The organism is Rhodococcus sp. 27YEA15, assembly GCF_049739425.1.
Classification (GTDB): domain Bacteria; phylum Actinomycetota; class Actinomycetes; order Mycobacteriales; family Mycobacteriaceae; genus Rhodococcus_F.
Window position 1 is genome coordinate 1,391,844 of sequence record NZ_JBMHHW010000001.1, and the last position, 25,650, is coordinate 1,417,493.

Sequence of the window (25,650 nt, forward strand, 5' to 3'; positions counted from 1 at the left end):
GACCACTGTGACCGCTGTCGGGGTGCATGGGCACCACGATAGGTGGCTCGGAGAGTCGGGTGCGGGATCGACCGTTCGATGTCGACCCGGGTGCGGTCCGCCGGTGGGGCCTGCGAGAATTGTCGCCATGCGCGTATACCTGGGTGCCGACCATGCCGGATTCGAACGTAAGAACGAGATCATCGAACACCTGAAAGCGAACGGACACGAAGCTGTCGACTGCGGAGCACACGAGTACGACGCCGTGGACGACTACCCGGCCTTCTGCATCGAGGCCGCCAAGCGGGTCGTGGCAGACGAAGGCAGCCTGGGCATCGTCCTCGGTGGCAGCGGTAACGGCGAGCAGATCGCCGCCAACAAGGTTCCCGGCGCCCGATGTGCACTCGCGTGGAGTGTCGAAACTGCGAAGCTCGCTCGCGAGCACAACAACGCCCAACTCATCGGCATCGGCGGCCGCATGCATTCCCTCGAGGAATCCCTCGCCATCGTCGACGCCTTCCTCGCTACCGCCTGGTCCGGTGAAGAGCGCCACCAGCGTCGCATCGACATCTTGTCCGAGTACGAGAAGACCGGCGTCGCACCGGCACTGCCGCAGGCCTGACCGAAAAGAGTTCACCGTGCCCGAGGGCCACACCCTGCACCGATTGGCACGGTTGCACACCCGCAAGTTCGTCGGTTCACCAGTTCGCGTCTCGAGTCCGCAGGGAAGATTCGCCGAAGATGCACGACTGGTGGACGGGCATGTACTCGTGTCGTCGGATGCCTGGGGTAAACATCTCTGGCACACCTACGACAACGGGCTGATCGTTCACGTTCATCTCGGTCTGTACGGAAAGTTCACCGACAGCGCTCCGCCGATGGAAGAACCGGTAGGCCAGGTGCGGATGCGAATGGTCGGTGCCGACTTCGGCACCGACCTTCGCGGTCCTACCGCCTGCGAGGTTCTGTTGCCTCCGCAAGTCGCTGCCATAGAGGCCAGACTCGGCCCCGACCCGTTACGGCGCGATGCCGACCCGGATCAGGCGTGGTCGCGGATCTCGAAGTCCAAGACCGCAATCGGCGCGATGCTCATGGACCAGGCCGTTCTTGCCGGCGTCGGGAACGTCTACCGCGCCGAACTGCTCTTCCGGCACGGCATCGATCCGGAGCGGCCGGGCAACCTCGTCACTCAGGACGAATGGACTGCGATGTGGGCAGACCTCGTCGACCTGATGAAGGTGGGCGTACGCCGTGGCAAGATGCACGTGGTGCGCGCCGAGCACGACAACGGCGATCCGGCTTACGCGAAAGACCGGCCGCGAACGTATGTCTACAGAAGAGCAGGATCGCCGTGCCGTGTGTGCGGCACGACGATCCTGCATTCGGTCATGAAGGCACGAAATCTGTTCTGGTGCCCGGTGTGTCAGGCGAGTTAGAAGTCGAATCCGCCGAAGTCGCCGCCCCCGAAGTCGCCGCCCCCGAAGTCGTTCCCGCCAAAGTCGTTCCCGCCCCCGAAGTCGTTCCCGCCCCCGAAGTCGTTCCCGCCCCCGTCGAAACCGCTTTGGTCTCCGTCGAAGTCGTTACCGCCGCCGTCGAAACCGCCGTCGCCGGAAGCGAATTGATCTGCTCCGTAGCCGACACCCGCCATGCCCGAGAACATGGCCGAGAAGAGCAGCATCGAACCCATACCCCAGGCCCCTGCCACCAGCGCAGGCTTCCACCACGGCTCGGAATACCAACCCGCCGGGACGGGACGACCGGCAACTCGACCGCCAGGATAGTAATTGGGCGTGGCCGACGACGGATTCGGTGACGCCGCAACCTTACGGCCCTCGAACTCGACCTCACGATCCTCGGTGACCGAACCCGCAGCTTTCTGCCCTTCGATGGTCGGTACCTCGGGCCCCGGGTCCATTCCCATGGCTGTTCGTGCCGCGCGGATGTAGTAAAGGCCTTCCAGTGCAGTCTGTTTCGCCAGCCGGGCCTGGACGGGTGACGTCGCCTGATCGATCTGTGAACCTGCGGCGTTGTAGCGCTCGCCGGCGTCGGCGAGGGCCTGACGCGACGCGTCGTCATTGCCGGTGAGGTTGTAGACCTGCCCGCCGAGACGTTCTATCGACTGCCGGGCATCGGCTTTGGCGTCGTCGAGTTGGCGGGCGCTGCTTCCCCCGTTTCGCTGCTGGCTCTTCATGACAAGGAAGACAACCGCCCCCAGGACTATGAGGATGAGAAGAAACGTGGTCATGGAGTGCCTCCCGGGCCAGTGTGGAGCGTGGGCGATGCCGACCGACGTCGAGGAAGTCGGCGGGCGAATCGGACAACTCCAGGATACGGACTCGGGTGGGGTTGTCGTCCGGGCCGGCGATCGCGGGCGGGGCAACACGAAAAAGACCGGCAACAGGTTTGTCGCCGGTCTTCGTTCGAGGTTTCCCTCCGATGTGGAGGGGATGACGGGAATCGAACCCGCGTGATCAGTTTGGAAGACTGAGGCTCTACCATTGAGCTACATCCCCGTGCATACGCGAACTCGGGATCGCCGTGTTCGTCGTCTGCGATACGGAACTTTACCCAATGCCGCCCCGATTTTCATAATCGGGGGTGGGGACCGGACATGACCTGCGAAGTTGCCGAAAGCGGAGTCACCGCCGACAGCCGTCGACGGCGGCATCTGCTCCGCGCCGAGTTGCCCGCATCCGTGATGGTCGGGCTGCCCGCATCCGTGAATATCTGCGAGTGCAATACTTGTGCGGTCTCCCGGGCTGGGCCGTGTTCGAATGTCGGTCGGGTTCGTGAGAGAGTGGTGAGCGCGATAAGGTTGAACGCGGCCGTTCGGACCGGCTCACGTCGGTTGCGACGTGACGGTCCATTTTCGGTGTTCGGCCGGCTGTTCGGTTGGACCGGCTCGACAGTTCGACCAGCTGGACAGATCGACAACGGGATGTAGCGCAGCTTGGTAGCGCATCCGCTTTGGGAGCGGAGGGTCGCAGGTTCAAATCCTGTCATCCCGACAAGTACGTATACGGCACCACGACCCTCGCTCGGCGGGGTCGACGGGGTGCCGAGCAGGACAGACCGACCGCAAGCCAGTACTACCCAAGTAGTGAGCAAGACCAGACGAAGGAGCGAAGTTTCGTGAAGAGCACCGTCGAGCAGCTCAGCCCGACGCGAGTCCGTATCAACGTTGAGGTGCCCTTCGCGGAACTCAAGCCTGATTTCGACAAGGCCTACAAGGCCCTCGCGCAGCAGATTCGTCTCCCCGGCTTTCGTCCCGGCAAGGCTCCGGCCCGCCTCCTCGAAGCTCGTGTCGGCCGCGGTGCCGTGCTGGAGCAGGTCGTCAACGACGCACTGCCCACGCGTTACTCCGAGGCAGTCACCAGCGCCGGCGTGAAGGCCATCGGCCAGCCGGAGATCGAAGTCACCAAGATCGAAGACAACGAACTCCTCGAATTCACCGCCGAGGTCGACGTCCGCCCCGAGATCGAACTCCCCGAGTTCAGCTCCATCAACGTCGAGGTCGATCCGATCGAGATCACCGACGAGGCCATCGAAGAGCAGCTTCTGTCGCTGCGTCAGCGTTTCGGCACTCTCACCGGTGTCGACCGCGCAGTGCAGGACGGTGACTTCGTCTCCATCGATCTCTCCGCGACCGTCGACGGCGAGAACGTTGCGGAGGCAACCGCGAGCGGCCTGTCGCACGAGGTCGGTTCGGGACAGCTCATCGAGGGTCTCGACGAGGCCGTCGTGGGTGTGAAGGCAGGCGAGTCGAAGGACTTCACCTCGAACCTCGTTGCCGGTGAGTTCGCAGGCAAGGAAGCTGTCGTCACCGTGACCGTTCAGACGGTCAAGGAACGCGAACTGCCCGAGGCCGACGACGAGTTCGCCGAGCTCGCCAGCGAGTTCGACAGCATCGACAAGCTCAAGGACGATCTGCGTGAGCGTGTGGGACGCGTCCGCAAGGTCGAGCAGGCCGGCCAGATCCGCGACAAGGTGCTCGAGCAGCTGCTCGAGACCGTCGAGGTCCCGCTGCCCGAGGCTGTCGTCAAGGCCGAGGTCGACTCGGCACTGCACGACGCCATTCACGGCCTCGATCACGACGAAGAGGCACTGAACAAGGCTCTCGAAGAGCAGGGCAGCAGCCGCGAAGAGTTCGACAAGGAGACGTTGGAGGCCGCTGAGCGCTCCGTCAAGACGCAGCTTCTTCTCGACGCGATCGCCGATGCGGGCAACGTCACCGTCGGCCAGGACGAGCTCACCGAGCGCATTCTGTTCCAGGCGCAGCGGTACGGAATGGCTCCGGAGCAGTTCATCCAGCAGATCCAGCAGGCCAACCAGCTCGGTGCCGTCTTCGCGGACGTGCGACGCGGCAAGGCACTCGCGTCGGTCGTCGAAGCTGCCGGTGTCACGGACACCAGCGGCGCCGTCGTCGACACCGCTGAACTGTTCGGTGGCGGCGAGGCTGAAGCCGACGCCGAGGCTGACGATTCCGCCGAGAGCGAAGACAAGTAAAAACGCAGGTTGTCGGGTGTTTTCACCGCAGTCGACTGCGATGAGATTTCCGCTTTGAGCGAAGTAGGGCGGCACCGGGACTCCGGTGCCGCCCTACTTGGTTAGTGTCTGTGTCAGTAGATGAGTTTTGGTAAAGAAGATCCACACAGAAGGCAGGTACCGTGACTTCCAATCACCTGGAGACTTTCCAAAGTCCCGCCATGGCCTCAGCAACCGCTGGGTTGAACCTCAGTGACTCCGTGTTCGAGCGCTTGCTGCGCGAGCGCATCATTTTCCTCGGTACCCAGGTCGACGACGACATCGCCAACAAGCTGTGCGCGCAGATCCTGCTGCTCTCGGCCGAGGACCCGACGCGAGACATCTCGCTCTACATCAACTCGCCCGGTGGATCGGTCACGGCCGGCATGGCGATCTTCGACACCATGCAGTTCGCGGAGTGCGACATCGCCACCTTCGGTATGGGTCTGGCTGCCTCGATGGGTCAGTTCCTGCTGTCGGCAGGCACGAAGGGCAAGCGTTACGCCCTGCCGCACGCGCGCATCATGATGCACCAGCCGTCCGCCGGTATCGGCGGCTCCGCCAGCGACATCGCGATCATGGCCGAGCAGTTCAAGCACACCAAGCGCGAAATGGCCGAGCTGATTGCTCAGCACACCGGTCAGACCGTCGAGCAGATCACTGCGGACTCCGACCGCGACCGTTGGTTCACAGCGAAGGAAGCCCTCGAATACGGCTTTGTCGACCATGTCGTCTCCCGTGCGAACGAGGCAGGCGGCGCCGGCAACTGAGCCGGCTCGATCCGTCCCTTAGCTGCCCGATTCATACTTTGGAGAACTGATGACACATCGTTTCGAAGCCAACTCGCTGGGCGGCCAGGCGCCGTCGGCACCCCAATCGCGTTACATCCTGCCCCAGTTCACGGAGCAGACCAGCTACGGCGTCAAGACGTCCGACCCCTACAACAAGCTGTTCGAAGAGCGCATCATCTTCCTCGGCTCGCAGGTCGACGACGTCTCCGCCAACGACCTCATGGCGCAGTTGCTGGTGCTCGAGTCCCAGGACCCGGACCGCGACATCACCATGTACATCAACTCGCCCGGTGGATCCTTCACCGCGCTGATGGCGATCTACGACACGATGCAGTATGTGCGTGCCGACATCACCACCGTCTGCCTCGGTCAGGCCGCATCGGCTGCTGCGGTGCTTCTCGCCGGTGGTACGCCGGGCAAGCGTTTCGCACTCCCGAACTCGCGCATCCTGATCCACCAGCCTGCCACCGGTGGCATCCAGGGCCAGGTCTCGGACTTGGAGATCCAGGCCGCGGAGATCGAGCGTATGCGTCGCCTGATGGAGACCACGCTGTCGCTGCACACCGGTAAGGATCCGGAGACCATCCGGGTCGACACCGACCGCGACAAGATCCTCACCGCCGAGCAGGCGAAGGAGTACGGCATCATCGACGACGTGCTGGCTTACCGGAAGCTCAGCGCGCAGAAGTAGTCGAATTCCGCCTCGTGCCGAATACAAGTACAGGACTTTTCGGTGCGGGGCGGTACTCCGGAGAATTTGCTGGTAGCGGTGGTGCACGGCAAATCTTTCGGGCCCAGATCTCTGTTCTCGGATCGCGAAACTCCGTGGACAAGTCGACCCCGCCTCGAATCTGCGGGTACCGTCACTTCACGGGCTGATTCCGATCGGCGTCAGGAAGCGTCCAGCACCTCGGAGAGCATCGACGGGCTGTGGGGTATTCGAGACGTTCGGGTGTCGGCGAGTGCACGAACATGAAGGAAGTAGGGACCTCACGAGATGGCACGCATCGGCGACGGCGGGGATCTGCTCAAGTGCTCTTTCTGCGGTAAGAGCCAGAAGCAGGTCAAGAAGCTCATTGCAGGACCCGGGGTGTACATCTGCGACGAGTGCATCGACCTCTGCAACGAGATCATCGAAGAGGAGCTCGCGGAGTCGAGTGAGGTCAAACTCGACGAGCTTCCCAAGCCCGCGGAGATCCGCGACTTCCTCGAGAACTACGTGATCGGCCAGGATTCCGCCAAGCGGACTCTCGCGGTTGCGGTGTACAACCACTACAAGCGGATCCAAGCCGGTGACAAAGGCCGTGACGCTCGCGGTGAGACTGTCGAGCTCGCCAAATCCAACATCCTGATGCTCGGACCCACCGGCTGCGGCAAGACGTATCTCGCGCAGACCTTGGCCAAGATGCTCAACGTGCCGTTCGCGATAGCCGATGCGACGGCGTTGACCGAGGCCGGTTATGTCGGTGAAGACGTCGAGAACATTCTGCTCAAGCTGATTCAAGCCGCCGACTACGACGTCAAACGCGCCGAGACCGGCATCATCTACATCGACGAGGTCGACAAGATCGCCCGCAAGAGCGAGAACCCCTCGATCACCCGCGACGTGTCCGGCGAGGGCGTGCAGCAGGCCCTGCTCAAGATCCTCGAGGGAACACAGGCAAGTGTGCCGCCACAGGGCGGACGCAAGCATCCGCATCAGGAATTCATCCAGATCGACACGACCAACGTGTTGTTCATCGTTGCCGGTGCGTTTGCCGGCCTCGAGCGGATCGTCTCCGACCGTGTCGGAAAGCGTGGCATCGGGTTCGGTGCCGAGGTGCGTTCGAAGGCCGAACTCGACACCGTCGATCGGTTCGCCGAGGTCATGCCGGAGGATCTGATCAAGTTCGGTCTGATCCCGGAGTTCATCGGCCGTCTTCCGATGATCGCGTCCGTGACCAACCTGGACAAGGAATCGTTGGTCCAGATCTTGTCCGAGCCCAAGAACGCTCTGGTCAAGCAGTACCGTCGACTCTTCGACATGGACGGCGTCGAACTCGAATTCACCGAGGAAGCTCTCGACGCGATTGCCGATCAGGCAATTCTGCGAGGCACCGGTGCTCGTGGGCTGCGAGCCATCATGGAAGAAGTTCTGCTTCCGGTGATGTACGACATCCCCAGCCGTGACGACGTCGAGAAGGTGGTGGTGACGGCGGAGACGGTCAACGACAACGTTCTGCCCACCATCGTTCCGCGCAAACGTGAGCGCGGCGAGCGGCGCGACAAGACCGCATAGATTCCCGTATCCACCAAGACCGTGGCCCTGTACCTTTCGAAGGTGCAGGGCCACAGTCGTTTACCTGACCGCGCCCTGCCGGGCGGCGGCGAGTTGCTCTGTCTGCGCCTCGGTAAGCCCCAGACTGAACGTGTAGTCGGCTTCTGACATTTCCGTATTCAGAAAGTGCCGTGCACCAACCCTCGGGTTGCTCGCGGACACCGTGGGGGCCGTCGGTCAGCAGAACGGCAGGAAACTCGCCGACCGCTCGGCTGTGCCAGAAATCGGATCCCGACGTCAGTGGCGCAGTGTCCTCCGATGAGAGCCCGCCCACCTGATGCGCGATCGCATCCGGCACGTCGATCCACTCGGGTGACGGTCGGTGTCAGCATTCACGGTGGACTGGCCGCACAGGCTGTAGACGGGATGAACAGGCTTACCGGGCGCCTTCGCGCACTGCGGACCGGACCACGACACGATGCGGATGTGAGTACACGTTCATCGAGTCACCCCGAACGAATCCGGCCAATGTGAGACCGGATTCCTGGGCGAGTTCGGCAGCCAGGGAGGATGGCGCGGACACCGCTCCGAGGATCGGGATTCCGGCCATGACAGCTTTCTGGACGAGTTCGAACGAGGCCCGCCCACTGACGATCAGGACGGTGTCGTAGAGGGGGACACGACCGGCGGCGAGTGCCCAACCGATCACTTTGTCGACGGCGTTGTGGCGGCCGACGTCCTCGCGGAGCACCAGCAGTTCGCCGGATGTGGTGAACAGTCCGGCGGCGTGCAGCCCGCCGGTCGAGTCGAAGATCCGCTGGCTCGCGCGCAATGTGTCCGGCATCGACGACAGGACGGTAGACGTGACCGATGCCTGGTCACCGACGAGGGGATGTCTGGTGGTGGTACGGACGGCGTCGAGCGAAGTCTTTCCGCACACCCCGCAGGCAGAACTGATCACGGTGTTACGGTCGGTGCTGGGATCGGGCAACGGCACGCCCGGGGCGAGCGCGACGTCGAGCACGTTGTAGGTGTTGGCGCCGCTCTCGTCGACGCCGTCGCAGTAGCGGACCACACTGACGTCGTCGCGGCTGCCGATGATGCCCTCGCTGAGCAGGAATCCGTGGACGAGATCGACGTCGTTGCCAGGGGTCCGCATGGTCACCGCCAGGACGCGCCCACCGATTCGCATTTCTAGGGGCTCCTCGACGGCGAGGGTGTCCGGGCGTTTGACGACGCGGTCGCCGCTGATCCGGACGACGGGTGTGCGCGCGGTGACGCGGCCCATCAGCGGGTACCTGCCGCTTCGAGTCGGACGGTGACACCTTTGGACACCGGCGTGTTCGACTTGGCCGCAACGTGTTCGAGAGGAACCAGGGGATTGGTCTCGGGGTAGTACGCGGCGGCGTTACCGCGCGGGGTGTCATAGGAGACGATGCGGAAGTCAGTGACCCGGCGCTCTTCGAGGGTGCCGTCGGGCGTTGTCCACTCGGAGACGATGTCGACGAGGGCGCCGTCGGTGAATCCGAGTCCGGTGATGTCGTCGGCATTGACGAGGATCACCTTGCGGCCGCCCTTGATGCCGCGGTAACGGTCGTCGAGACCGTAGATGGTGGTGTTGTACTGGTCGTGGCTGCGCATGGTCTGCAGGATCAGCCGACCGGCCGGGGTGGGTAGCCAGCGGAGTTCGTTGACACCGAAGTTCGCCTTGCCGGTGTGGGTTCGGAACTCGCGCGAATCCCGGGGCGGGTGGGGGAGTTGGAATCCGTCGGGTTGGCGGACACGGGTGTTGTAGTTCTCGCAGCCGGGCACGACCCGCGAGATGGAGTCGCGGACGAGATCGTAATTGCCTTCGAAGGCTGCCCACCGCACTGAATGATTCTCACCGAGCAGTTGCCGAGCCAGCTGACAGACGATGGCGACCTCGCTGCGCAGGTACGGGCTGACCGGGGTGAGTCGTCCGCGGGACAGGTGCACCATCGACATCGAATCTTCCACGGAGACAAGCTGTTTTCCCCCGGCTTGGACATCGAGGTCGGTACGGCCCAGGGTAGGGAGAATGATCGCGGTACGCCCGTGGACGACGTGGCTGCGGTTCAACTTGGTGGACACCTGCACTGTGAGCTCGCACTGGCGGAGTGCGGATTCGGTGGCGGCGGTGTCGGGACTGGCCTGGATGAAGTTGCCGCCCATCGCCATGAAGAAACTCGCCTTGCCTGCATTCATGGCGCGGATCGCGTCCACGGTGTCCCAGCCGTGCTTGCGCGGTGACTTGATGGAGAACTCGGTGTCCAGTGCGGCCAGGAACTCCTCGGGCATCTTCTCCCAGATACCCATGGTGCGATCGCCCTGCACGTTGGAGTGGCCGCGTACCGGACACACTCCGGCGCCCGGCTTGCCCATCATGCCGCGCATGAGGAGGAGGTTGACGGCCTCCTCGATGGTCGCGACCCCGTGCGCCTGCTGAGTGATGCCCATCGCCCAGCAGATCACGGTCCGCTGCGAACGTGCGAGTGCAACTGCGGTCTCTTCGAGTTGGCGCATACTCAGGCCGGTGGCTTCTACCACGGTAGCCAGATCGACTGCGCGGATGTGGTTTTCGTAATCGTCCCAGCCGGCGCAGTACTCGTCGACGAACGCCCGATCCACCACGGTGCCGGGGGCGGCGTCCTCGAGTTCGAGCAGGAGCTTGCCCAATCCTTGGAACAGCGCCATGTCACCGCCGAGTCGGATCTGCAGGAACTCGTCGGCGATGTCGACACCGTTGCCGATCACCCCGGACACCTTCTGCGGATCCTTGAAGCGTCGCAGTCCGGCCTCGGGGAGTGGGTTGATCGCGACGATCTTGGCGCCGTTGCCCTTCGACTTCTCCAGCGTGGACAGCATGCGCGGATGGTTGGTACCCGGATTCTGGCCGGCGATCAGGATGAGATCGGCGTTCTCGAGATCGGGAACCGTCACCGAGCCTTTTCCGATGCCGATCGACTCGGTGAGCGCACTGCCCGACGACTCGTGACACATGTTCGAGCAGTCGGGCATGTTGTTGGTGCCGTAGCTGCGAATCATCAGCTGGTAGAGGAATGCGGCCTCGTTGGAGGTGCGACCGGAGGTGTAGAACACCGCCTCGTCGGGTGATGCCAAGCTCTGAAGATGATCGGCGATCAGAGCATACGCGCCGTCCCAGTCGATCGGCCGGTAGTGAGTTGCGCCCGGCTCGAGCACCATCGGATGCGTGAGGCGACCCTGCTGGCCCAGCCAGAAATCGGTCTTGCCGTCCAGATCGGCGACGGAATGCTCCGCGAAGAACTCGGGGGAGACCGTCCGCAGGGTTGCTTCCTCGGCGACGGCCTTGGCCCCGTTCTCGCAGAACTCGGCCGGCTTGCGATGTCCGGGTGTCTCGGGCCAGGCGCAACCCGGACAGTCGAATCCGTGGCGCTGGTTCAGACGTGTGAGCGTGCGGGCAGTGCGCACCGCCCCCATCTGCTCGACACCTCGCTTCAACGACACCAGCACGGCCGGGACCCCGGCGGCGTAGTCCTTGGGGTGGGTGACCTCGAGGTCGGCTTCGTCGATGTCTTTCGAAGGTCCATGGCGCGTCATGACTCCATGGTGGCGGAAATCAGGCGGCGGCGCTGTAGAACGGGTCAGTCGGCACGCGACGGTACCCTGACTGGATGGGTGTACTGGTGAGGCCTGCCGCTCGATCCGACATCGCGCCGCTCTCCGCAGTACTGGCGGATGCATTCGACGACGATCCGGTGATGACGTGGATGTTGCCTGACCCGTCAACCCGTATCGCGCGCTTGAAGCGATTGTTCGCTGCAGAAACCCGCTATCACCATCTGGCAGGCGGCGGCGCCGAGGTCGCCGCAGCCGAAGACGGCACGATCGGGGGCGCAGCGCTCTGGGATCCGCCGGGCCGCTGGCAGCAGTCGCGTGCGTCGGCACTGATCAGCCTGCCTGCCATGGCGCGCGCGTTCGGACGTAACCTCGTGCGGGCCGGGCAGACCCAGTCCATGATGGAGGACGCACACCCGAGAACTCGCCATTGGTATCTGGGCACCATCGGGACCAGCAGCACGGCGCGCGGCGGCGGGTACGGCGCAGCGCTACTGAATTCACGTCTGGATCGGTGTGACCACGAGCGAATCGACGCCTACCTCGAGAGCAGCAAGGAATCGAACATCTCGTACTACAACCGTTTCGGCTTCGACGTCACTCGTGAGATCGTCATTCCGGCCGGCGGACCCACCCTCTACGCGATGACGCGTACACCGAGATGACGAGCCGACCGCCTGCTGCGTGATAACAACTAGTAGTGACCCAGATTCCCGAGCTCCATGCAGGCACCCCGTTCGACGAACTCGACAGTTATCTCGCCCTGGCGAGATTGTCCGGATTGGTAATGGCATCCGACGGTTCTCTGTTGATCTGCTCACGTGCGGTGCTCGATGAAACGGGCACCGAATACGTGTCCTCGTTGTGGGAAATCGATCCGGAGGGCCGGCGTCCGGCGCGTCGGTTGACCTGGGGCTCCACCGGCGAGTCGTCCGCCACCTTCGCATTCGACGGTGATGTGCTTTTCACCGCGACCCGACCAGTCCCAGGCGAGACGAACCCGGCACCCTCGCTGTGGCGTCTACCTGCAGCGGGCGGCGAGGCACAGCTGCTCGCCTCGCGCACCGGCGGGATATCGGCGGTCACGGCTGCCGTATCCGCACCGACATTCGTGGCACAGACCGCCGTCATGGCCGCAGCGGTCAGTCTCGAGCAGGACGATCAGGTGCGTACCTCGCGTCGTGAAAAGAAGGTGTCGGCGATCCTGCACACCGGATACCCCGTTCGGCACTGGGATCACGACCTGGGGCCCGATCATCCCCATCTGGTGGTAGCAGAATCCGATTCGTCCGAAGCCGTCGATCTGCGTGACCTCACCCCGACCGCCGGCGCCGCATTACGGGAGTCGACGCTGACGATCAGCGCGGACGGGCTGTTCCTGATCACGACCTGGCAGGTGGAGGGAGCCGGCGCTTCGCTGCGGTCGGTGCTGGTCCGGGTGGACACGGTAACCGGAGACCGCACGGTGATCGTCGACGATGCCGAAGCTGACGTGTACGGCCCGGTGCTCTCGGCCGACGGATCGAAGCTCGCGTTCATCCGCGAAAGCCTGAGCTCGCCGGAATCCGCGCCGCAGATGTCGTTGCAGCTGTTCGACCTGGGATCAGGTCGGATCACCGGGGTGGCCGACGAGTGGGATCGATGGCCGACGTCGCTGGCGTGGTTGCCCGACGGTTCGGGTCTGGTGATCACCGCCGACGAGGGTGGTCGCGCACCGATCTTCACCGTCGATCTATGGGGACAACCGGTCCGGCTGACCGGTGACGACGCTGCGTACACGAACGTGCGTGTCGCACCGGACGGCGAGACGGTCTACGCACTTCGAGCGTCCTACGACACCCCGCCGCACGTTGTACGGGTCGATGTCCGGACCGGCGTGATCACGGCACTGCGTGGGCCGGACTCGGCACCGGAACTTCCCGGTACCTTGACCGAGGTGGACACGCGCGCCGAGGACGGTACCGCGGTACGCGGTTGGTTGGCCGTACCGACCGGTGCGGCGCCGCACGCCCCGGTCCCGCTGTTGTTGTGGGTACACGGCGGGCCGCTGAGTTCGTGGAACACCTGGTCATGGCGCTGGAATCCGTGGTTGCTGGTGGCGCGGGGTTACGCGGTTCTGTTGCCGGACCCGGCGTTGTCCACCGGATACGGGCAGGACTTCGTCCAGCGAGGTTGGGGCCGGTGGGGCACGGCGCCGTTCGCGGATCTGATGGCGATCACCGACGTTGCAGTCTCACGCCCGGAGATCGACCCCAAGCGCACCGGGGCGATGGGCGGTTCGTTCGGCGGATACATGGCCAATTGGATTGCCGGCCACACTAATCGGTTTGACGCGATAGTGACTCACGCCGGATTGTGGGCGCTCGATCAGTTCGGTCCCACCACGGATGCGGCGTGGTACTGGCAGCGCGAGATGACGCCGGAGATGGCCGTCGAGAACTCCCCTCACCTCTACGTGGCGGACATCACCACTCCCATGTTGGTCATCCACGGCGACAAGGATTATCGCGTCCCGATCGGTGAGGGACTGCGGCTGTGGTACGAATTGCTCGCCGAGTCGGGTCTGCCCGCCGACGACGAGGGTCGGACCGATCATCGCTTCCTCTATTTCCCGGACGAGAACCACTGGGTGCTCAAACCCGAGCATGCCAAGATCTGGTACGAGGTGGTCATCGCGTTTCTCTCGGAGCACGTCCTGGGAGAGGACGTGCCTTTGCCGGAGATTCTCGGCTGAGGTCGGCGAGATCGACGTCGGCGCGGCGTTCGGCGAGGCGACAACCCGGTGCCCCGCCGGGTACGTCCGCCGCTGATGTGTCAGGAACAGCGCGGACCTGCGGCACCACCGTTGACGTGACCTGCATATCGGGACTTGCAGCTAGAGTTCGTCTCCCGTGTTCGGCGTCGTCGGTGTCGTGGCCGGATCCGGCAGACATATTTTTCCCACCGGCCGGCCGCACTTCACGTGCAGAACTCGGGCCATGTGACGGGCAAATTCGCGCAGAGCGGGCGGTTCACTAGGATTGGCTCGTGACCAGTGCATCTCCAGAGAACCCCCGGACCCCCGCCGACGCCCTACCCAAGAGCTGGGATCCCAGCGCGGTAGAAGCCGATCTGTATCAGGGCTGGGTAGATGCCGGATACTTCGAGGCCGATGCGGCCAGTGAAAAGCCCGGCTACTCCATCGTGCTGCCGCCACCGAACGTCACGGGCAGCCTGCACATGGGCCATGCTCTCGACCACACCCTCATGGATGTGCTCAGTCGTCGTAAGCGGATGCAAGGTTACGAGGTGCTGTGGCTGCCGGGTATGGATCATGCCGGTATCGCCACGCAGTCCGTCGTCGAGAAGCAGCTTGCCGTGGACGGCAAGACCAAGGAGGAGTTCGGTCGCGAACTGTTCATCGAGAAGGTGTGGGACTGGAAGCGTGAGTCGGGCGGCACCATCGGTGGCCAGATGCGCCGTATCGGTGACGGTGTCGACTGGAGTCGAGACCGTTTCACCATGGACGAGGGCCTCTCGCGCGCCGTCCAGACCATCTTCAAGCGCATGTTCGACGACGGTTTGATCTACCGCGCCGAGCGGCTCGTCAACTGGTCGCCCGTGCTGCAGACCGCGATCTCCGACATCGAGGTGAAGTTCGAGGACGTCGAGGGTGAACTGGTCTCGCTTCGATACGGCTCGCTCGACGACAACGAGCCGCACGTCGTGGTTGCCACCACCCGGGTCGAGACGATGCTCGGTGACACCGCCGTCGCCGTCCACCCGGACGACGAACGCTACAAGCACCTCGTCGGAACCACCCTCGACCACCCGTTCACGGGTCGGCAGATCCCGATCATCGCCGACGACTACGTCGACCCCGAGTTCGGCACCGGCGCCGTGAAGATCACCCCGGCCCACGATCCCAACGACTTCGAGATGGGTCTGCGGCACAACCTGCCGATGCCCGTCATCATGGACAAGACCGGCAAGATCGCCGACACCGGAACCGAATTCGACGGCATGGACCGCTTCGAAGCTCGCGTGAAGGTGCGCGAAGCTCTCGCCGAGCAGGGCCGCGTCGTCGCCGAGAAGCGCCCGTACCTGCACAGCGTCGGCCATTCGGAGCGCAGTGGCGAGCCGATCGAGCCGCGCCTGTCGCTGCAGTGGTGGGTCAAGGTCGAAAAACTGGCCAAGGCTGCCGGTGACGCAGTGCGCAACGGCGACACCGTCATTCACCCGGCAAGTCAGGAGCCGCGCTGGTTCGACTGGATCGACAACATGCACGACTGGTGCATCTCGCGTCAGCTGTGGTGGGGCCACCGTATCCCCGTCTGGTACGGCCCCGATGGCGAAGTTGCCTGCTTCGGCCCCGACGAGACCGCGCCTGAGGGGTGGGTCCAGGACCCGGACGTCCTCGACACCTGGTTCTCCTCCGGGTTGTGGCCGTTCTCGACGATGGGGTGGCCGGACAAGACTCCCGAGCTCGAAAAGTTCTATCCCACCAGTGTTCTCGTCACCGGATACGACATCATCTTCTTCTGGGTCGCCCGCATGATGATGTTCGGCACGTACGTCTCCGAGGACGAGTCCATCACCTCGGGTCCGGGTAAGTCGGGTCCGCAGGTGCCGTTCAAGGACGTGTTCCTGCACGGACTGGTCCGAGACCAGTTCGGCAAGAAGATGTCGAAGTCCCGCGGCAACGGCATCGATCCGCTCGACTGGGTCGAGCGCTTCGGCGCGGACGCTCTGCGCTTCACGCTCGCTCGTGGCGCCAACCCGGGCAGTGATCTCTCGGTCGGTGAAGACCTGGCGCAGTCCTCGCGCAACTTCGCCACGAAGTTGTTCAACGCCACCAAGTTCGCCCTGATGAACGGGGCGGCTCCCGCCACGTTGCCCGCGCGCAGCGAACTCACCGATGCCGACCGGTGGATTCTGGATCGGCTCGACGCGGTGCAGGCCGAGGCCGATGCGGCATTCGACCGATACGAGTTCAGCAAGGCCTGCGAGGGCCTGTTCCACTTCGCGTGGGACGAGGTCTGTGACTGGTACCTCGAACTCGCCAAGGTGCAGTTCGCCGGTGGCGAGACCGTTGCCGCCAACACCCGCGCAGTACTGGGCAACGTGCTCGATTCGCTGCTGCGTCTGCTGCACCCGGTCATCCCGTTCGTCACCGAAACTCTGTGGAAGGTGCTCACCGGCGGAGAGTCGGTTGTCGTCGCGGACTGGCCGGTGCTCTCGGGTGTGCCGACCGACACCGATGCCGCGCGGCGGATCGAGGACACGCAGCGTTTGATCACCGAGGTGCGCCGTTTCCGAAACGACCAGGGGCTCAAGCCTTCCCAGAAGGTACCTGCTCGCGCGTCAGGTCTGGCCGAAGCCGGCATGGACGGACAGTTCGCGTACGTCGCCGCGCTGTCCAAGCTGACCGAACCCGAAGAGGGCTTCACCGCGTCGATCTCCGTGGAGGTGCGCCTGAGCGGCGGTACCGTCACGGTCGACATCGACACCTCCGGCACCATCGATCTCGGCGCCGAGAAGAAGCGTCTCGAGAAGGATCTGGCGGCAGCACAGAAGGAACTCGTCACCGCGGACAACAAGCTCGCCAACGAGGCGTTCCTGGCAAAGGCGCCCGACGCCGTCGTCGACAAGATCAAAGGCCGTCGGCAGGTTGCGGTCGAGGAGATCGAACGCATCACTGCTCGTCTGAAGGAGTTGGGCGACAAGTGAGCACGCCGGAGTCGAGTCCGTTCGACGGATCGGAACCGCACAGCTTTCACCCGCCGAGCTCGGTGCCGTCGCCGGTGGACATCGCGGAGTTGGCGCTCGTCGAGGCAGAGCTCGACAAGCGGTGGCCGGAAACCAAGATGGAGCCGTCACTGACGCGCATCGAAGCGTTGATGGACATGCTGGGTTCGCCGCAGCACAACTACCCGTCCGTGCACGTGACCGGTACCAACGGCAAGACGTCGGTGACCAGGATGATCGACGCGCTGATGACGGCCATGCACCGTCGTACCGGCCGCACCACCAGCCCGCACCTGCAGATCGCCACCGAGCGGATCAGTATCGACGGAGCCCCGATCTCCCCGCGTCTGTACGTGGACACCTTCCGGGAGATCGAGCCGTACGTACAGATGGTGGACGCGCAGTCCGAAGAAGCCGGGGGACCGGCGATGAGCAAGTTCGAGGTGCTCACCGCGATGTCATACGCGGCGTTCGCCGAAGCGCCGGTCGACGTCGCCGTGGTGGAGGTCGGCCTCGGTGGCCGCTGGGACGCCACCAACGTCATAGACGGTCAGGTGGCTGTGATCACGCCGATCAGCCTCGACCATGCCGAGTACCTGGGCAGCGACCTCGCCGGCATCGCGGCGGAGAAGTCCGGAATCATCAAGAAGGGCCGCGAAGGTCTCGTGCCGGTGGACACGGTCGCGATCATCGCCGAGCAGACCCCCGAGGTGATGGAGGTCCTACTGCGACGTGCCGTCGAGGTCGAAGCGGCCGTCGCCCGGGAGGGCTCCGAGTTCCGCGTGCTGGCCCGCCAGATCGCGGTCGGTGGACAGCAGTTGGAGTTGCAAGGGCTCAGCGGCGTGTACACCGAGATCTTCTTGCCGCTGCACGGCGAACATCAGGCTCGTAACGCCGCGTTGGCCCTCGCTGCCGTCGAGGCGTTCTTCGGTGCCGGACCGGATCGCCAACTCGATCAGGACGCGGTACGTCACGGTTTCGCCTCGATCGTCAATCCGGGAAGACTCGAACGTGTCCGGAACGCGCCGACGGTATTTCTCGACGCGGCACACAACCCGGACGGTGCGCGGGCTCTCGCCGCAGCGCTGGCTGCGGAATTCGACTTCCGTAAACTTGTCGGTGTCGTCAGCATCATGGCGGACAAGGACGTCGACGCGATCCTGAACGCATTCGAGTCGGTGTTCGACGAGATCGTGGTGACCCACAACGGGTCCCCACGAGCCATGGACGTCGAGGAACTGGCCAACGCCGCGGTGGCGAAGTTCGGAGACGAACGAGTCGTCGTCGTACCGCTCCTGGCCGACGCGTTGGAAGCAGCCATCGGCATCGCCGAGCAGGTCGCCGAACCCGGCGAAGCCGTGTCGGGGGCAGGCGTGGTGGTCACCGGATCGGTGGTCACCGCAGGCGCTGCCCGCACCCTGTTCGGAAAGGACCCCGCGTGAGTACCCCCTCGCAGCCGAAGCCACAGTTCGGTCCACCCACCAAGGATCCGTGGAAGAGCTTCCGCGGCGTCATGGCGGGAACGTTGATCCTGGAGGCGATCGTCGTCTTCCTCGCATTGCCGGTCGTCGCAGTGGTCGGCGGGGGACTGACGGTGTTCTCCGGGACGTACGTCGTCGGCCTCGGGGTGCTGATGATTCTCGGCGGTGGCGTCCAGGGGAAGCCGTGGGCGATGAGCTTCAACATCGCCCTGCAGGTGCTGCTGATCCTCGGATTCTTCGTGCACTACTCGATCGGCATCATGGGCATCGTGTTCGCCCTGGTGTGGGCGTACCTGTTCTACCTGCGCCGAGATATCGCTCGGCGGATGGACGAGGGCCTGCTGCCGGGGCAGCGGGACTGACCATTTAGGCTGTTCGCTGTGACTGAGCGCACCCTTGTACTGATCAAGCCCGACGCCGTTGCCCGTGGATACGTGGGAGAAATCCTCTCGCGTATCGAGCGCAAAGGCCTGACTATCGCCGCCCTGGAACTGCGCGTCGCCTCCGAGGACGTCGCAGGCAGCCATTACGCAGAGCATGCAGAGCGGCCGTTCTACCCGAGCTTGTTGGAATTCATCACCTCCGGTCCGTTGGTTGCCGCTGTACTCGAGGGCCCCCGCGCCATCGCGGCATTCCGTCAGCTCGCCGGCGGGACAGATCCCGTGGACAAGGCACTTCCCGGCACCATCCGCGGCGACTTCGGGCTCGAAGCACAGCAGAACCTGGTGCACGGCAGTGACTCCGTGGAATCGGCAGAGCGCGAAATCGCCCTCTGGTTCCCGACCCTGTCCGCCATCTGATACATCACGAACAATACGTTTCTTCGCTGAAATCAGCGGCCCGTATCCCACATCGGTGCGCCCTTTGCAGTGGCAGGCGCATTGATGTGGGATACTGCTATGTAGTTGAGCGGCAATTCTGTTTCACGCATGTTCAATCGGATGACACCTGGGTTCGATGCCCTTTCATCGCTGCCGAAGGTCAACAGGAAATCCCTGGACCTCTGCACGCTGGATGATCAGGCGCTCGCGTTCAGGACAACGGCCATCCAGCCAGGCGTTTCATGAACCGTCAGTGAATAACGGGCACTGCGGAACATGCGGCGCGAGACCTTTACAATCTCGTTCTCACTTCTGGGTACGAGTACACACAGCGCGCTCCCGCGTGGCCGCGTGACAACTCGAATGACGAGTTGGACGCGCCCGGGGGCTGAGGAGACTTACGTGGCCGATCGATCCCTATCCGACTCAGATTCGAACACCACCCCGGAGTTCCCGGAGAAGATGCGCGTACACGCGCTGGCGAAACTGCTCGGACTCACCAGCAAGCAGGTTCTCGCCGAGGCTGCCGCGCTCGGAAGTGAAATACGCAGTGCCCAGTCGAGCGTGAACCGTGAGATCGCCGAGCGCATTCACGCGTCGATCCACGCCGTCGGCGAGGCAGTCGAGCCCGTGATCGAGGCTCTCGACGTGCTCGGCGACCCCATTGTCGAGCAGCCTGCCGTCGAGCAGCCTGCCGTCGAGACGGTAGTGGAAGACGTTCTCGTCGAGGTGCCCGCGGAGCCTGAGGCGCCCGTGGAGAAGAAGCCCACCAGGGCCAGGCGCTCGCGCAAGAAGGTAGTCGTGGCAGAAGCGGCCGTCGAGGAGACGGCTGCCGCGGCGGTGGAAGAGGTGGTCGAGGTTGATCCGGCCGTTGCCGAGATCGCCGCAGACCTCGACGCCGCAGCGGCCCTGCAGGCCAAGGAAGCCGAACAGTCCGATCTGTTCACCTCCTTCGAAGCGCCGCAGACCCAGCAGACCGCACCGGAACCGGCATCGGCGCAGGTGCCGCTTTTCCTTCAACCTGACCCCGAAGCTGCGGAGGTGGCCCCGCGTCGTCGGCGTGCCCGCCGCGAACCCGCAGCACCGACCCCCGCCCCGGACACCCTGCAGATCGTCGAGGCAGAAGCGGTCGTTTCGCAGCCGCCTGCCGTCGAAGCCGAAGCCGAAGCCGAAGCCGTTCCGGCGGTGACCGCACCGCAGAGCGAGGGTGAGAACGCGGACACGGACTCCGACGATGACGACGACGATCAGCCGCGCCGCCGCCGCCGTGGCCGTCGCGGGCGCGGCCGTGGCCGCGGTGAGCAGGCGAACGAGTCGGGCGCGGACGACGAGTCCGACGCAACCGGTGACACGGATTCGGACGTAGCCGACGACGTCGATACAGCTGCCGCCGAGACGTCCGTCGTCGAAGAGCCGGAGGATCAGCCGGACGATGCTGCCGAGTCCGAGGCGGACAACGCCGACGATTCCGATCTGGATGCGGACAGCTCGAGCCGTCGCCGTCGCCGTCGCCGTCGCCGGAAGACCGGAACGGACAGCACTACCGATGCGACGACCACCGTGTCCGAGGACGACCCGCCGAACACCGTCGTGCACGAGCGTGAACCGCGCAACAAGACTCGCGTCAAGGACGAAGTGCAGGGCATCAGCGGGTCCACCCGCCTCGAAGCCAAGCGCCAGCGTCGCCGCGACGGGCGGGATGCCGGACGTCGCCGTCCGCCGATCCTGACCGAATCCGAGTTCCTCGCCCGCCGTGAGGCCGTCGATCGCGTCATGGTTGTCCGCGATCGAGCCGACAGCGGACGTCCGCATGCCACCACGCAGGTTGCCGTGCTCGAAGACGGCGTCCTGGTCGAACATTTCGTGACGAACTCGGCGTCGGCGTCGATGGTCGGCAACGTCTATCTCGGGCGGGTGCAGAACGTACTGCCCAGCATGGAGGCCGCGTTCATCGACATCGGCCGTGGCCGCAACGGCGTGCTCTACGCCGGTGAGGTCAACTGGGAAGCTGCCGGTCTCGGTGGTAACTCGCGCAAGATCGAACAGGCCCTCAAGCCGGGCGATCAGGTTCTGGTGCAGGTCAGCAAGGACCCGGTGGGCCACAAGGGTGCCCGCCTGACCACGCAGATCTCGCTGGCCGGTCGTTTCCTCGTCTATGTGCCGGGCGGTAGCTCCACCGGCATCAGTCGTAAACTTCCCGACACCGAGCGCAAGCGCCTGAAGGAAATTCTGCGCGACATCGTTCCTGCCGACGCCGGTGTGATCATCCGTACCGCGTCCGAGGGGGTCAGCGAAGAAGAGTTGGCCCGTGACGTCACGCGGTTGCAGGCTCAGTGGGCAGGTATCGAGGAGCAGGCCGCAGCAGCGGATACCGGCAAGTCCGGGAATCCGCAGGCCCTCTACGAGGAGCCCGACATGTTGGTCAAGGTCATTCGTGACCTGTTCAACGAGGACTTCTCGAAACTGGTCATCGAGGGTGAGAAGGCGCACGCCACGGTTGCGAACTACATCAACTCCGTCGCCCCCGATCTCCTTCCGCGGCTCGAGAAGTACGTACCCGACAACAACATCGACGTCTTCCAGGCCAGGAGGATCGACGAGCAGTTGGCCAAGGCGCTCGATCGGAAGGTGTGGTTGCCCTCCGGTGGCACCCTGGTGATCGACCGCACCGAGGCGATGACAGTGGTCGACGTCAACACCGGCAAGTTCACCGGTGCGGGCGGCAACCTCGAGGAGACCGTCACTCGCAACAATCTCGAGGCGGCCGAGGAGATCGTTCGTCAGATGCGTCTGCGCGACATCGGCGGAATGATCGTCGTGGACTTCATCGACATGGTTCTCGAATCGAACCGAGACCTGGTTCTGCGTCGACTCACCGAATGCCTGGGACGTGATCGCACCCGTCATCAGGTGTCGGAGGTCACATCACTCGGCCTCGTGCAGATGACACGCAAGAAGTTGGGCACCGGTCTGGTGGAGGCATTCTCGACCACCTGTGAGCATTGCCACGGTCGCGGCATCATCGTGCATTCCGAGCCGGTGGAGGTGAAGTCCGCCGACGACGGCGGGCCACGCCAGGGGTCGCAGCGCGGTGATTCCGGGCAGTCTCGCAAGAACAAGCGTGGTCGTGGTGACAAGCCCGCAACACCGGAGACCAACGGGCAGGACGTGCCGGTGGCCGAGGTTCCGGCGGTCGACGCGACCGTCAAGCGGGCACATCCGGTGGCGCTGGCGATGGCATCGCATCAGTCGGACGACTCCGACCGCCATGTCGATTCGGTTGCCTCCGGTGCCGGGGAAGGCGTCTCTGGCGTCGAGTCGGCGTCTCCCGCTGCGGGTTCGGAGATCGATGCATCCAAAAGTGCCGATGAGATCGCTCCTACTCCTGTCGAGCCTGAGCGCGTTCGTCCTGACGTTGTGGATGATCCTTCGTCGACGGACACCGAGTCACCCGACCCTGCCGCTGATCGCGAGCCGGCGGCCGAGGCACCCTCGTCGACGAACGGGACTGCCCCACGCGGCCGTCGTCGCAGCCGTCGGGCGTCGCGGGCAGCGTCTCCGGTCGTCTCGGACAAGCCGGAGGTGGGAACAGTTTTCGTGATCCCCACCCCGGAGTCGGTGATAGCGCCTGAACCGGCTGCTGCTCCGGTTGTGGAGGTTCCGCCTGCGGACGAGGTGGTAGTTCTCAAGCGGCCACGTCGCCGTCGTGCCGCTGCCCGGCCGGCCGGCCCTCCGGTCGACGGGGTATAAGTAACACCGCACGCAAGCCCTGCTGTGCGCCTTTATCAACCCCCGGCGGTTGAGAAAGGCGCACAGCAGGAAGAGATCGGCCTGCATAACTGCAGGTAGAAGGCGCGAACCTCGACGCTCGAGGATTCGAGGCACGGTGGTTTGACCCTGACGGTTGCTTTCCCGTAACCTTGCATAGTCGCCACCCGGCGGTAGAGATTCCGTGTGCCTCGAGTGCGTGAGAATGTCCCGGTACCCAGTACCGAGTCGGGATGACACACACCAGACCAGTCGCGATGCACTTCAAGCCTCAGGCACGCAGCGCGAGCAAGTTCGAAGAAGCAAGGGGTAGCCCTCCGATGGCAACGTACGCGATCGTCAAGACCGGCGGAAAGCAGTACAAGGTCGCTGTTGGTGACCTCGTCAAGGTCGAGAAGATCGAGGGTGAGCCCGGCACTGCTGTCTCGCTTGCTCCCGTTCTCGTGGTTGACGGATCCGACCTGACCACCGATGCGGCCAAGCTGGCCGACATCGCGGTCACCAGCGAGATCGTCGAGCACACCAAGGGCCCGAAGATCCGCATTCACAAGTTCAAGAACAAGACGGGTTACCACAAGCGTCAGGGCCACAGGCAGCCGCTTACCGTGATCAAGGTCACGGGAATCAAGTAATTCTTTCTTCTTCCGCTGATTTCACCCGAGGAGGGTCAACAACATGGCACATAAGAAGGGTGCATCCAGCTCCCGTAACGGTCGCGATTCGAACTCCCAGCGCCTCGGCGTGAAGCGTTTCGGCGGCCAGTCGGTCAGCGCAGGCGAGATCCTGGTTCGCCAGCGCGGCACGCACTTCCACCCCGGCGTCAACGTCGGCCGTGGCGGCGACGACACCCTGTTCGCTCTCGCTGCCGGTGCAGTCGAGTTCGGCCAGAAGCGTGGACGCAAGACCGTGAACATCGTTCCTGCCGTCGTTGCGGCTGAGGTCTAGTCTCTCTCGCTAGTTGTGCATCGGCAGTTCGCTACATGCCTACTGTGATGCGTTCCAAGCTCCCAATAGGGGCGGACCAGGGTTACCCAACCCGGTCCGCCCCTATTGTCTGTTTGACGCTCGCCCGCTCGTCCTCGATCATCGAGTGACGGGTGTCGTTCCACCCATCCGAGCAACCCTGCTCACCAGAAGTTCAGCTCAACGCGTGAAACCCGCAATTGACTGAGGAAGGATCCGGCAGTCATGTCCCGATTCATTGACCGTGTTGTGTTGCACGTGAACGCAGGTAAGGGCGGAAACGGTTGCGCTTCGGTGCACCGTGAGAAGTTCAAACCACTCGGCGGCCCGGACGGTGGCAACGGTGGACGCGGCGGCGACGTGATTCTCGTCGTCGACGAAAACGTCCACACGCTGCTCGACTTCCACTTCCACCCCAACGCCAAGGCCACGAGCGGCAAGCAGGGGATGGGCAGTAACCGTGAGGGCGCCAACGGCGAAGACCTGATCCTCAAGGTTCCGGACGGAACCGTCGTGCTCGATCCGGCAGGCAACGTCCTGGCCGATCTCGTCGGTGTCGGCACCACGTACGAGGCAGCTCAGGGTGGACGAGGTGGCCTCGGTAATGCGGCACTGTCCTCGAAGGCCCGCAAGGCACCCGGATTCGCGCTTCTCGGTGAAGACGGCGTCGAACGCGACCTGGTGCTCGAACTCAAGTCGGTTGCCGACGTGGGACTGCTCGGATTCCCTTCTGCCGGTAAGTCTTCCCTCGTGTCGGTACTTTCGGCCGCCAAGCCGAAGATTGCCGACTACCCCTTCACCACTCTCGTTCCCAACCTCGGCGTCGTCTCGAGTGGTGAGACCACTTTCACGGTTGCAGACGTCCCCGGTCTGATTCCCGGTGCCAGTGAGGGTCGCGGTCTCGGCCTGGACTTCCTGCGCCACATCGAGCGCTGCGCCGTTCTCGCACACGTCGTCGACTGCGCCACCCTGGACCCGGGCCGCGACCCGATCTCGGATATCGATGCTCTCGAAGCCGAACTGGCGGCCTACAAGCCGGCACTGTCCGGGGACTCGGGCCTTGGCGATCTCGACAAGCGGCCCCGCGTCGTCATCCTCAACAAGACCGACGTTCCCGAGGCCGCCGAGCTGGCCGAGATGGTCACCGCCGACATCGAAGCGCGAGGCTGGCCGGTCTTCACCATTTCAGCCGTCAGCCGAGAAGGTCTGCGTCCGTTGACCTTTGCGTTGGCGAAGATGGTTCGCGACTACCGAGAGGCGAACCCGAAGCCGGAACCGAAGCGTCAGATCATCCGGCCGGTCGCCGCCAGGCAGGCAGACTTCACCGTCGAGTTCGATCCCGATGTGCCGGGCGGCTTCATCGTGCGCGGCACCCGCCCCGAGCGGTGGATTCGTCAGACCGCCTTCGACAACGACGAAGCCGTCGGCTACCTCGCGGACCGTTTGGCACGGCTCGGTGTCGAGGACGCGCTGGTCAAGAAGGGCGCGCAGCCCGGTGCATCGGTCACCATCGGCGACGTCAGCTTCGACTGGGAACCGCAGACTCCGGCGGGCGTCGACTTGACCCGAACCGGTCGCGGCACCGACCCTCGACTCGACCAGGTGGAACGTATCGGCGCCGAGGAGCGTAAGCACGCTCGCCGTGTCCGGCGTGGACTCGTCGACGAAGACTGAGCGTTTGCGCTCCGCACATCACCAAGGATCGACACCGGAAGCGAGGG

Annotated in this window: 20 protein-coding genes and 2 tRNA genes; 18 read left to right on the forward strand and 4 right to left on the reverse strand. The window is 64.2% G+C overall.

The features are described from left to right. Positions 1-127: 127 nt before the first annotated feature. The gene (locus ABH922_RS06420) at positions 128-601 is read left to right on the forward strand and encodes a ribose-5-phosphate isomerase (protein ID WP_095969714.1); all 474 of its coding nucleotides are present in this window, start codon (positions 128-130) and stop codon (positions 599-601) included. Between the two features lie 16 nt (positions 602-617). Further along, positions 618-1,415 carry an Fpg/Nei family DNA glycosylase gene (locus ABH922_RS06425; protein ID WP_424806122.1) on the forward strand — a complete coding sequence of 266 codons (798 nt, stop codon included), beginning with the start codon at positions 618-620 and terminating at the stop codon, positions 1,413-1,415. Here the strand turns inward: ABH922_RS06425 and ABH922_RS06430 are convergent. Continuing rightward, positions 1,412-2,224 (reverse strand): DUF1542 domain-containing protein, encoded by an 813-nt coding sequence (locus tag ABH922_RS06430; protein WP_424806123.1) that lies wholly within the window; start codon positions 2,222-2,224, stop codon positions 1,412-1,414. The genes ABH922_RS06425 and ABH922_RS06430 overlap by 4 nt on opposite strands. A gap of 34 nt (positions 2,225-2,258) precedes the next feature. On the opposite strand from ABH922_RS06430, the gene ABH922_RS06435 reads away from it, so the two are divergent. Next, positions 2,259-2,450 carry a hypothetical protein gene (locus ABH922_RS06435; protein WP_424806124.1) on the forward strand — a complete coding sequence of 64 codons (192 nt, stop codon included), beginning with the start codon at positions 2,259-2,261 and terminating at the stop codon, positions 2,448-2,450. Here the strand turns inward: ABH922_RS06435 and ABH922_RS06440 are convergent. Continuing rightward, positions 2,419-2,492 (reverse strand) — tRNA-Gly (locus ABH922_RS06440). The genes ABH922_RS06435 and ABH922_RS06440 overlap by 32 nt on opposite strands. Positions 2,493-2,913: 421 nt before the next feature. On the opposite strand from ABH922_RS06440, the gene ABH922_RS06445 reads away from it, so the two are divergent. The 5 genes from ABH922_RS06445 (at position 2,914) to clpX (ending at position 7,572) form a co-directional block, all read left to right on the forward strand. After that, positions 2,914-2,987: transfer RNA gene (locus tag ABH922_RS06445), tRNA-Pro, on the forward strand. Between the two features lie 124 nt (positions 2,988-3,111). Next, positions 3,112-4,485 carry a trigger factor gene (tig, locus tag ABH922_RS06450; RefSeq protein ID WP_424806125.1) on the forward strand — a complete coding sequence of 458 codons (1,374 nt, stop codon included), beginning with the start codon at positions 3,112-3,114 and terminating at the stop codon, positions 4,483-4,485. A gap of 200 nt (positions 4,486-4,685) precedes the next feature. Then, positions 4,686-5,273, forward strand: coding sequence for an ATP-dependent Clp protease proteolytic subunit (locus ABH922_RS06455; RefSeq protein ID WP_424806126.1), 588 nt, complete (start codon positions 4,686-4,688; stop codon positions 5,271-5,273). Positions 5,274-5,322: 49 nt separating this feature from the next. After that, positions 5,323-5,985, forward strand: coding sequence for an ATP-dependent Clp protease proteolytic subunit (locus ABH922_RS06460; protein WP_424806127.1), 663 nt, complete (start codon positions 5,323-5,325; stop codon positions 5,983-5,985). Between the two features lie 306 nt (positions 5,986-6,291). Beyond that, a complete protein-coding gene (clpX, locus tag ABH922_RS06465) occupies positions 6,292-7,572 on the forward strand; it encodes an ATP-dependent Clp protease ATP-binding subunit ClpX (RefSeq protein WP_424806128.1) in 1,281 nt (426 codons plus the stop codon). A gap of 415 nt (positions 7,573-7,987) precedes the next feature. Here the strand turns inward: clpX and fdhD are convergent, their stop codons facing one another. Beyond that, positions 7,988-8,839, reverse strand: a complete 852-nt coding sequence (fdhD, locus tag ABH922_RS06470; protein WP_424806129.1) for a formate dehydrogenase accessory sulfurtransferase FdhD — start codon at positions 8,837-8,839, stop codon at positions 7,988-7,990. Beyond that, positions 8,839-11,151, reverse strand: coding sequence for an FdhF/YdeP family oxidoreductase (locus tag ABH922_RS06475; protein WP_424806130.1), 2,313 nt, complete (start codon positions 11,149-11,151; stop codon positions 8,839-8,841). Before ABH922_RS06475 ends, fdhD begins: the two co-directional genes overlap by 1 nt. 74 nt (positions 11,152-11,225) lie before the next feature. Between ABH922_RS06475 and ABH922_RS06480 the strand changes: the two genes are divergently transcribed. The 10 genes from ABH922_RS06480 (at position 11,226) to obgE (ending at position 25,603) form a co-directional block, all read left to right on the forward strand. After that, positions 11,226-11,834 (forward strand): GNAT family N-acetyltransferase, encoded by a 609-nt coding sequence (locus ABH922_RS06480; protein WP_424806131.1) that lies wholly within the window; start codon positions 11,226-11,228, stop codon positions 11,832-11,834. Between the two features lie 35 nt (positions 11,835-11,869). Further along, on the forward strand, positions 11,870-13,903 hold the full coding sequence (locus ABH922_RS06485) for a S9 family peptidase (RefSeq protein ID WP_424806132.1): 2,034 nt from the start codon (positions 11,870-11,872) through the stop codon (positions 13,901-13,903). Between the two features lie 293 nt (positions 13,904-14,196). Next, positions 14,197-16,878: a valine--tRNA ligase gene (locus ABH922_RS06490; protein WP_424806133.1), complete on the forward strand. Its 2,682-nt coding sequence runs from the start codon at positions 14,197-14,199 to the stop codon at positions 16,876-16,878. Between the two features lie 62 nt (positions 16,879-16,940). Beyond that, positions 16,941-18,338: a bifunctional tetrahydrofolate synthase/dihydrofolate synthase gene (gene folC / locus ABH922_RS06495; RefSeq protein ID WP_424809586.1), complete on the forward strand. Its 1,398-nt coding sequence runs from the start codon at positions 16,941-16,943 to the stop codon at positions 18,336-18,338. Further along, positions 18,335-18,739, forward strand: coding sequence for a DUF4233 domain-containing protein (locus ABH922_RS06500; RefSeq protein WP_424806134.1), 405 nt, complete (start codon positions 18,335-18,337; stop codon positions 18,737-18,739). The genes folC and ABH922_RS06500 overlap by 4 nt, the downstream gene beginning before the upstream one ends. A gap of 18 nt (positions 18,740-18,757) precedes the next feature. Continuing rightward, the gene (ndk, locus tag ABH922_RS06505; RefSeq protein WP_424806135.1) at positions 18,758-19,177 is read left to right on the forward strand and encodes a nucleoside-diphosphate kinase; all 420 of its coding nucleotides are present in this window, start codon (positions 18,758-18,760) and stop codon (positions 19,175-19,177) included. 423 nt (positions 19,178-19,600) lie between these two features. Next, positions 19,601-22,948, forward strand: coding sequence for a translation initiation factor IF-2 N-terminal domain-containing protein (locus tag ABH922_RS06510; protein ID WP_424806136.1), 3,348 nt, complete (start codon positions 19,601-19,603; stop codon positions 22,946-22,948). A 338-nt stretch (positions 22,949-23,286) separates the two neighbouring features. After that, on the forward strand, positions 23,287-23,598 hold the full coding sequence (gene rplU / locus ABH922_RS06515; protein WP_424806137.1) for a 50S ribosomal protein L21: 312 nt from the start codon (positions 23,287-23,289) through the stop codon (positions 23,596-23,598). Between the two features lie 43 nt (positions 23,599-23,641). After that, positions 23,642-23,911, forward strand: a complete 270-nt coding sequence (gene rpmA / locus ABH922_RS06520; RefSeq protein WP_424806138.1) for a 50S ribosomal protein L27 — start codon at positions 23,642-23,644, stop codon at positions 23,909-23,911. A 243-nt stretch (positions 23,912-24,154) separates the two neighbouring features. Further along, positions 24,155-25,603: a GTPase ObgE gene (gene obgE, locus ABH922_RS06525; RefSeq protein ID WP_424806139.1), complete on the forward strand. Its 1,449-nt coding sequence runs from the start codon at positions 24,155-24,157 to the stop codon at positions 25,601-25,603. The last annotated feature ends 47 nt before the right edge of the window (positions 25,604-25,650 follow it).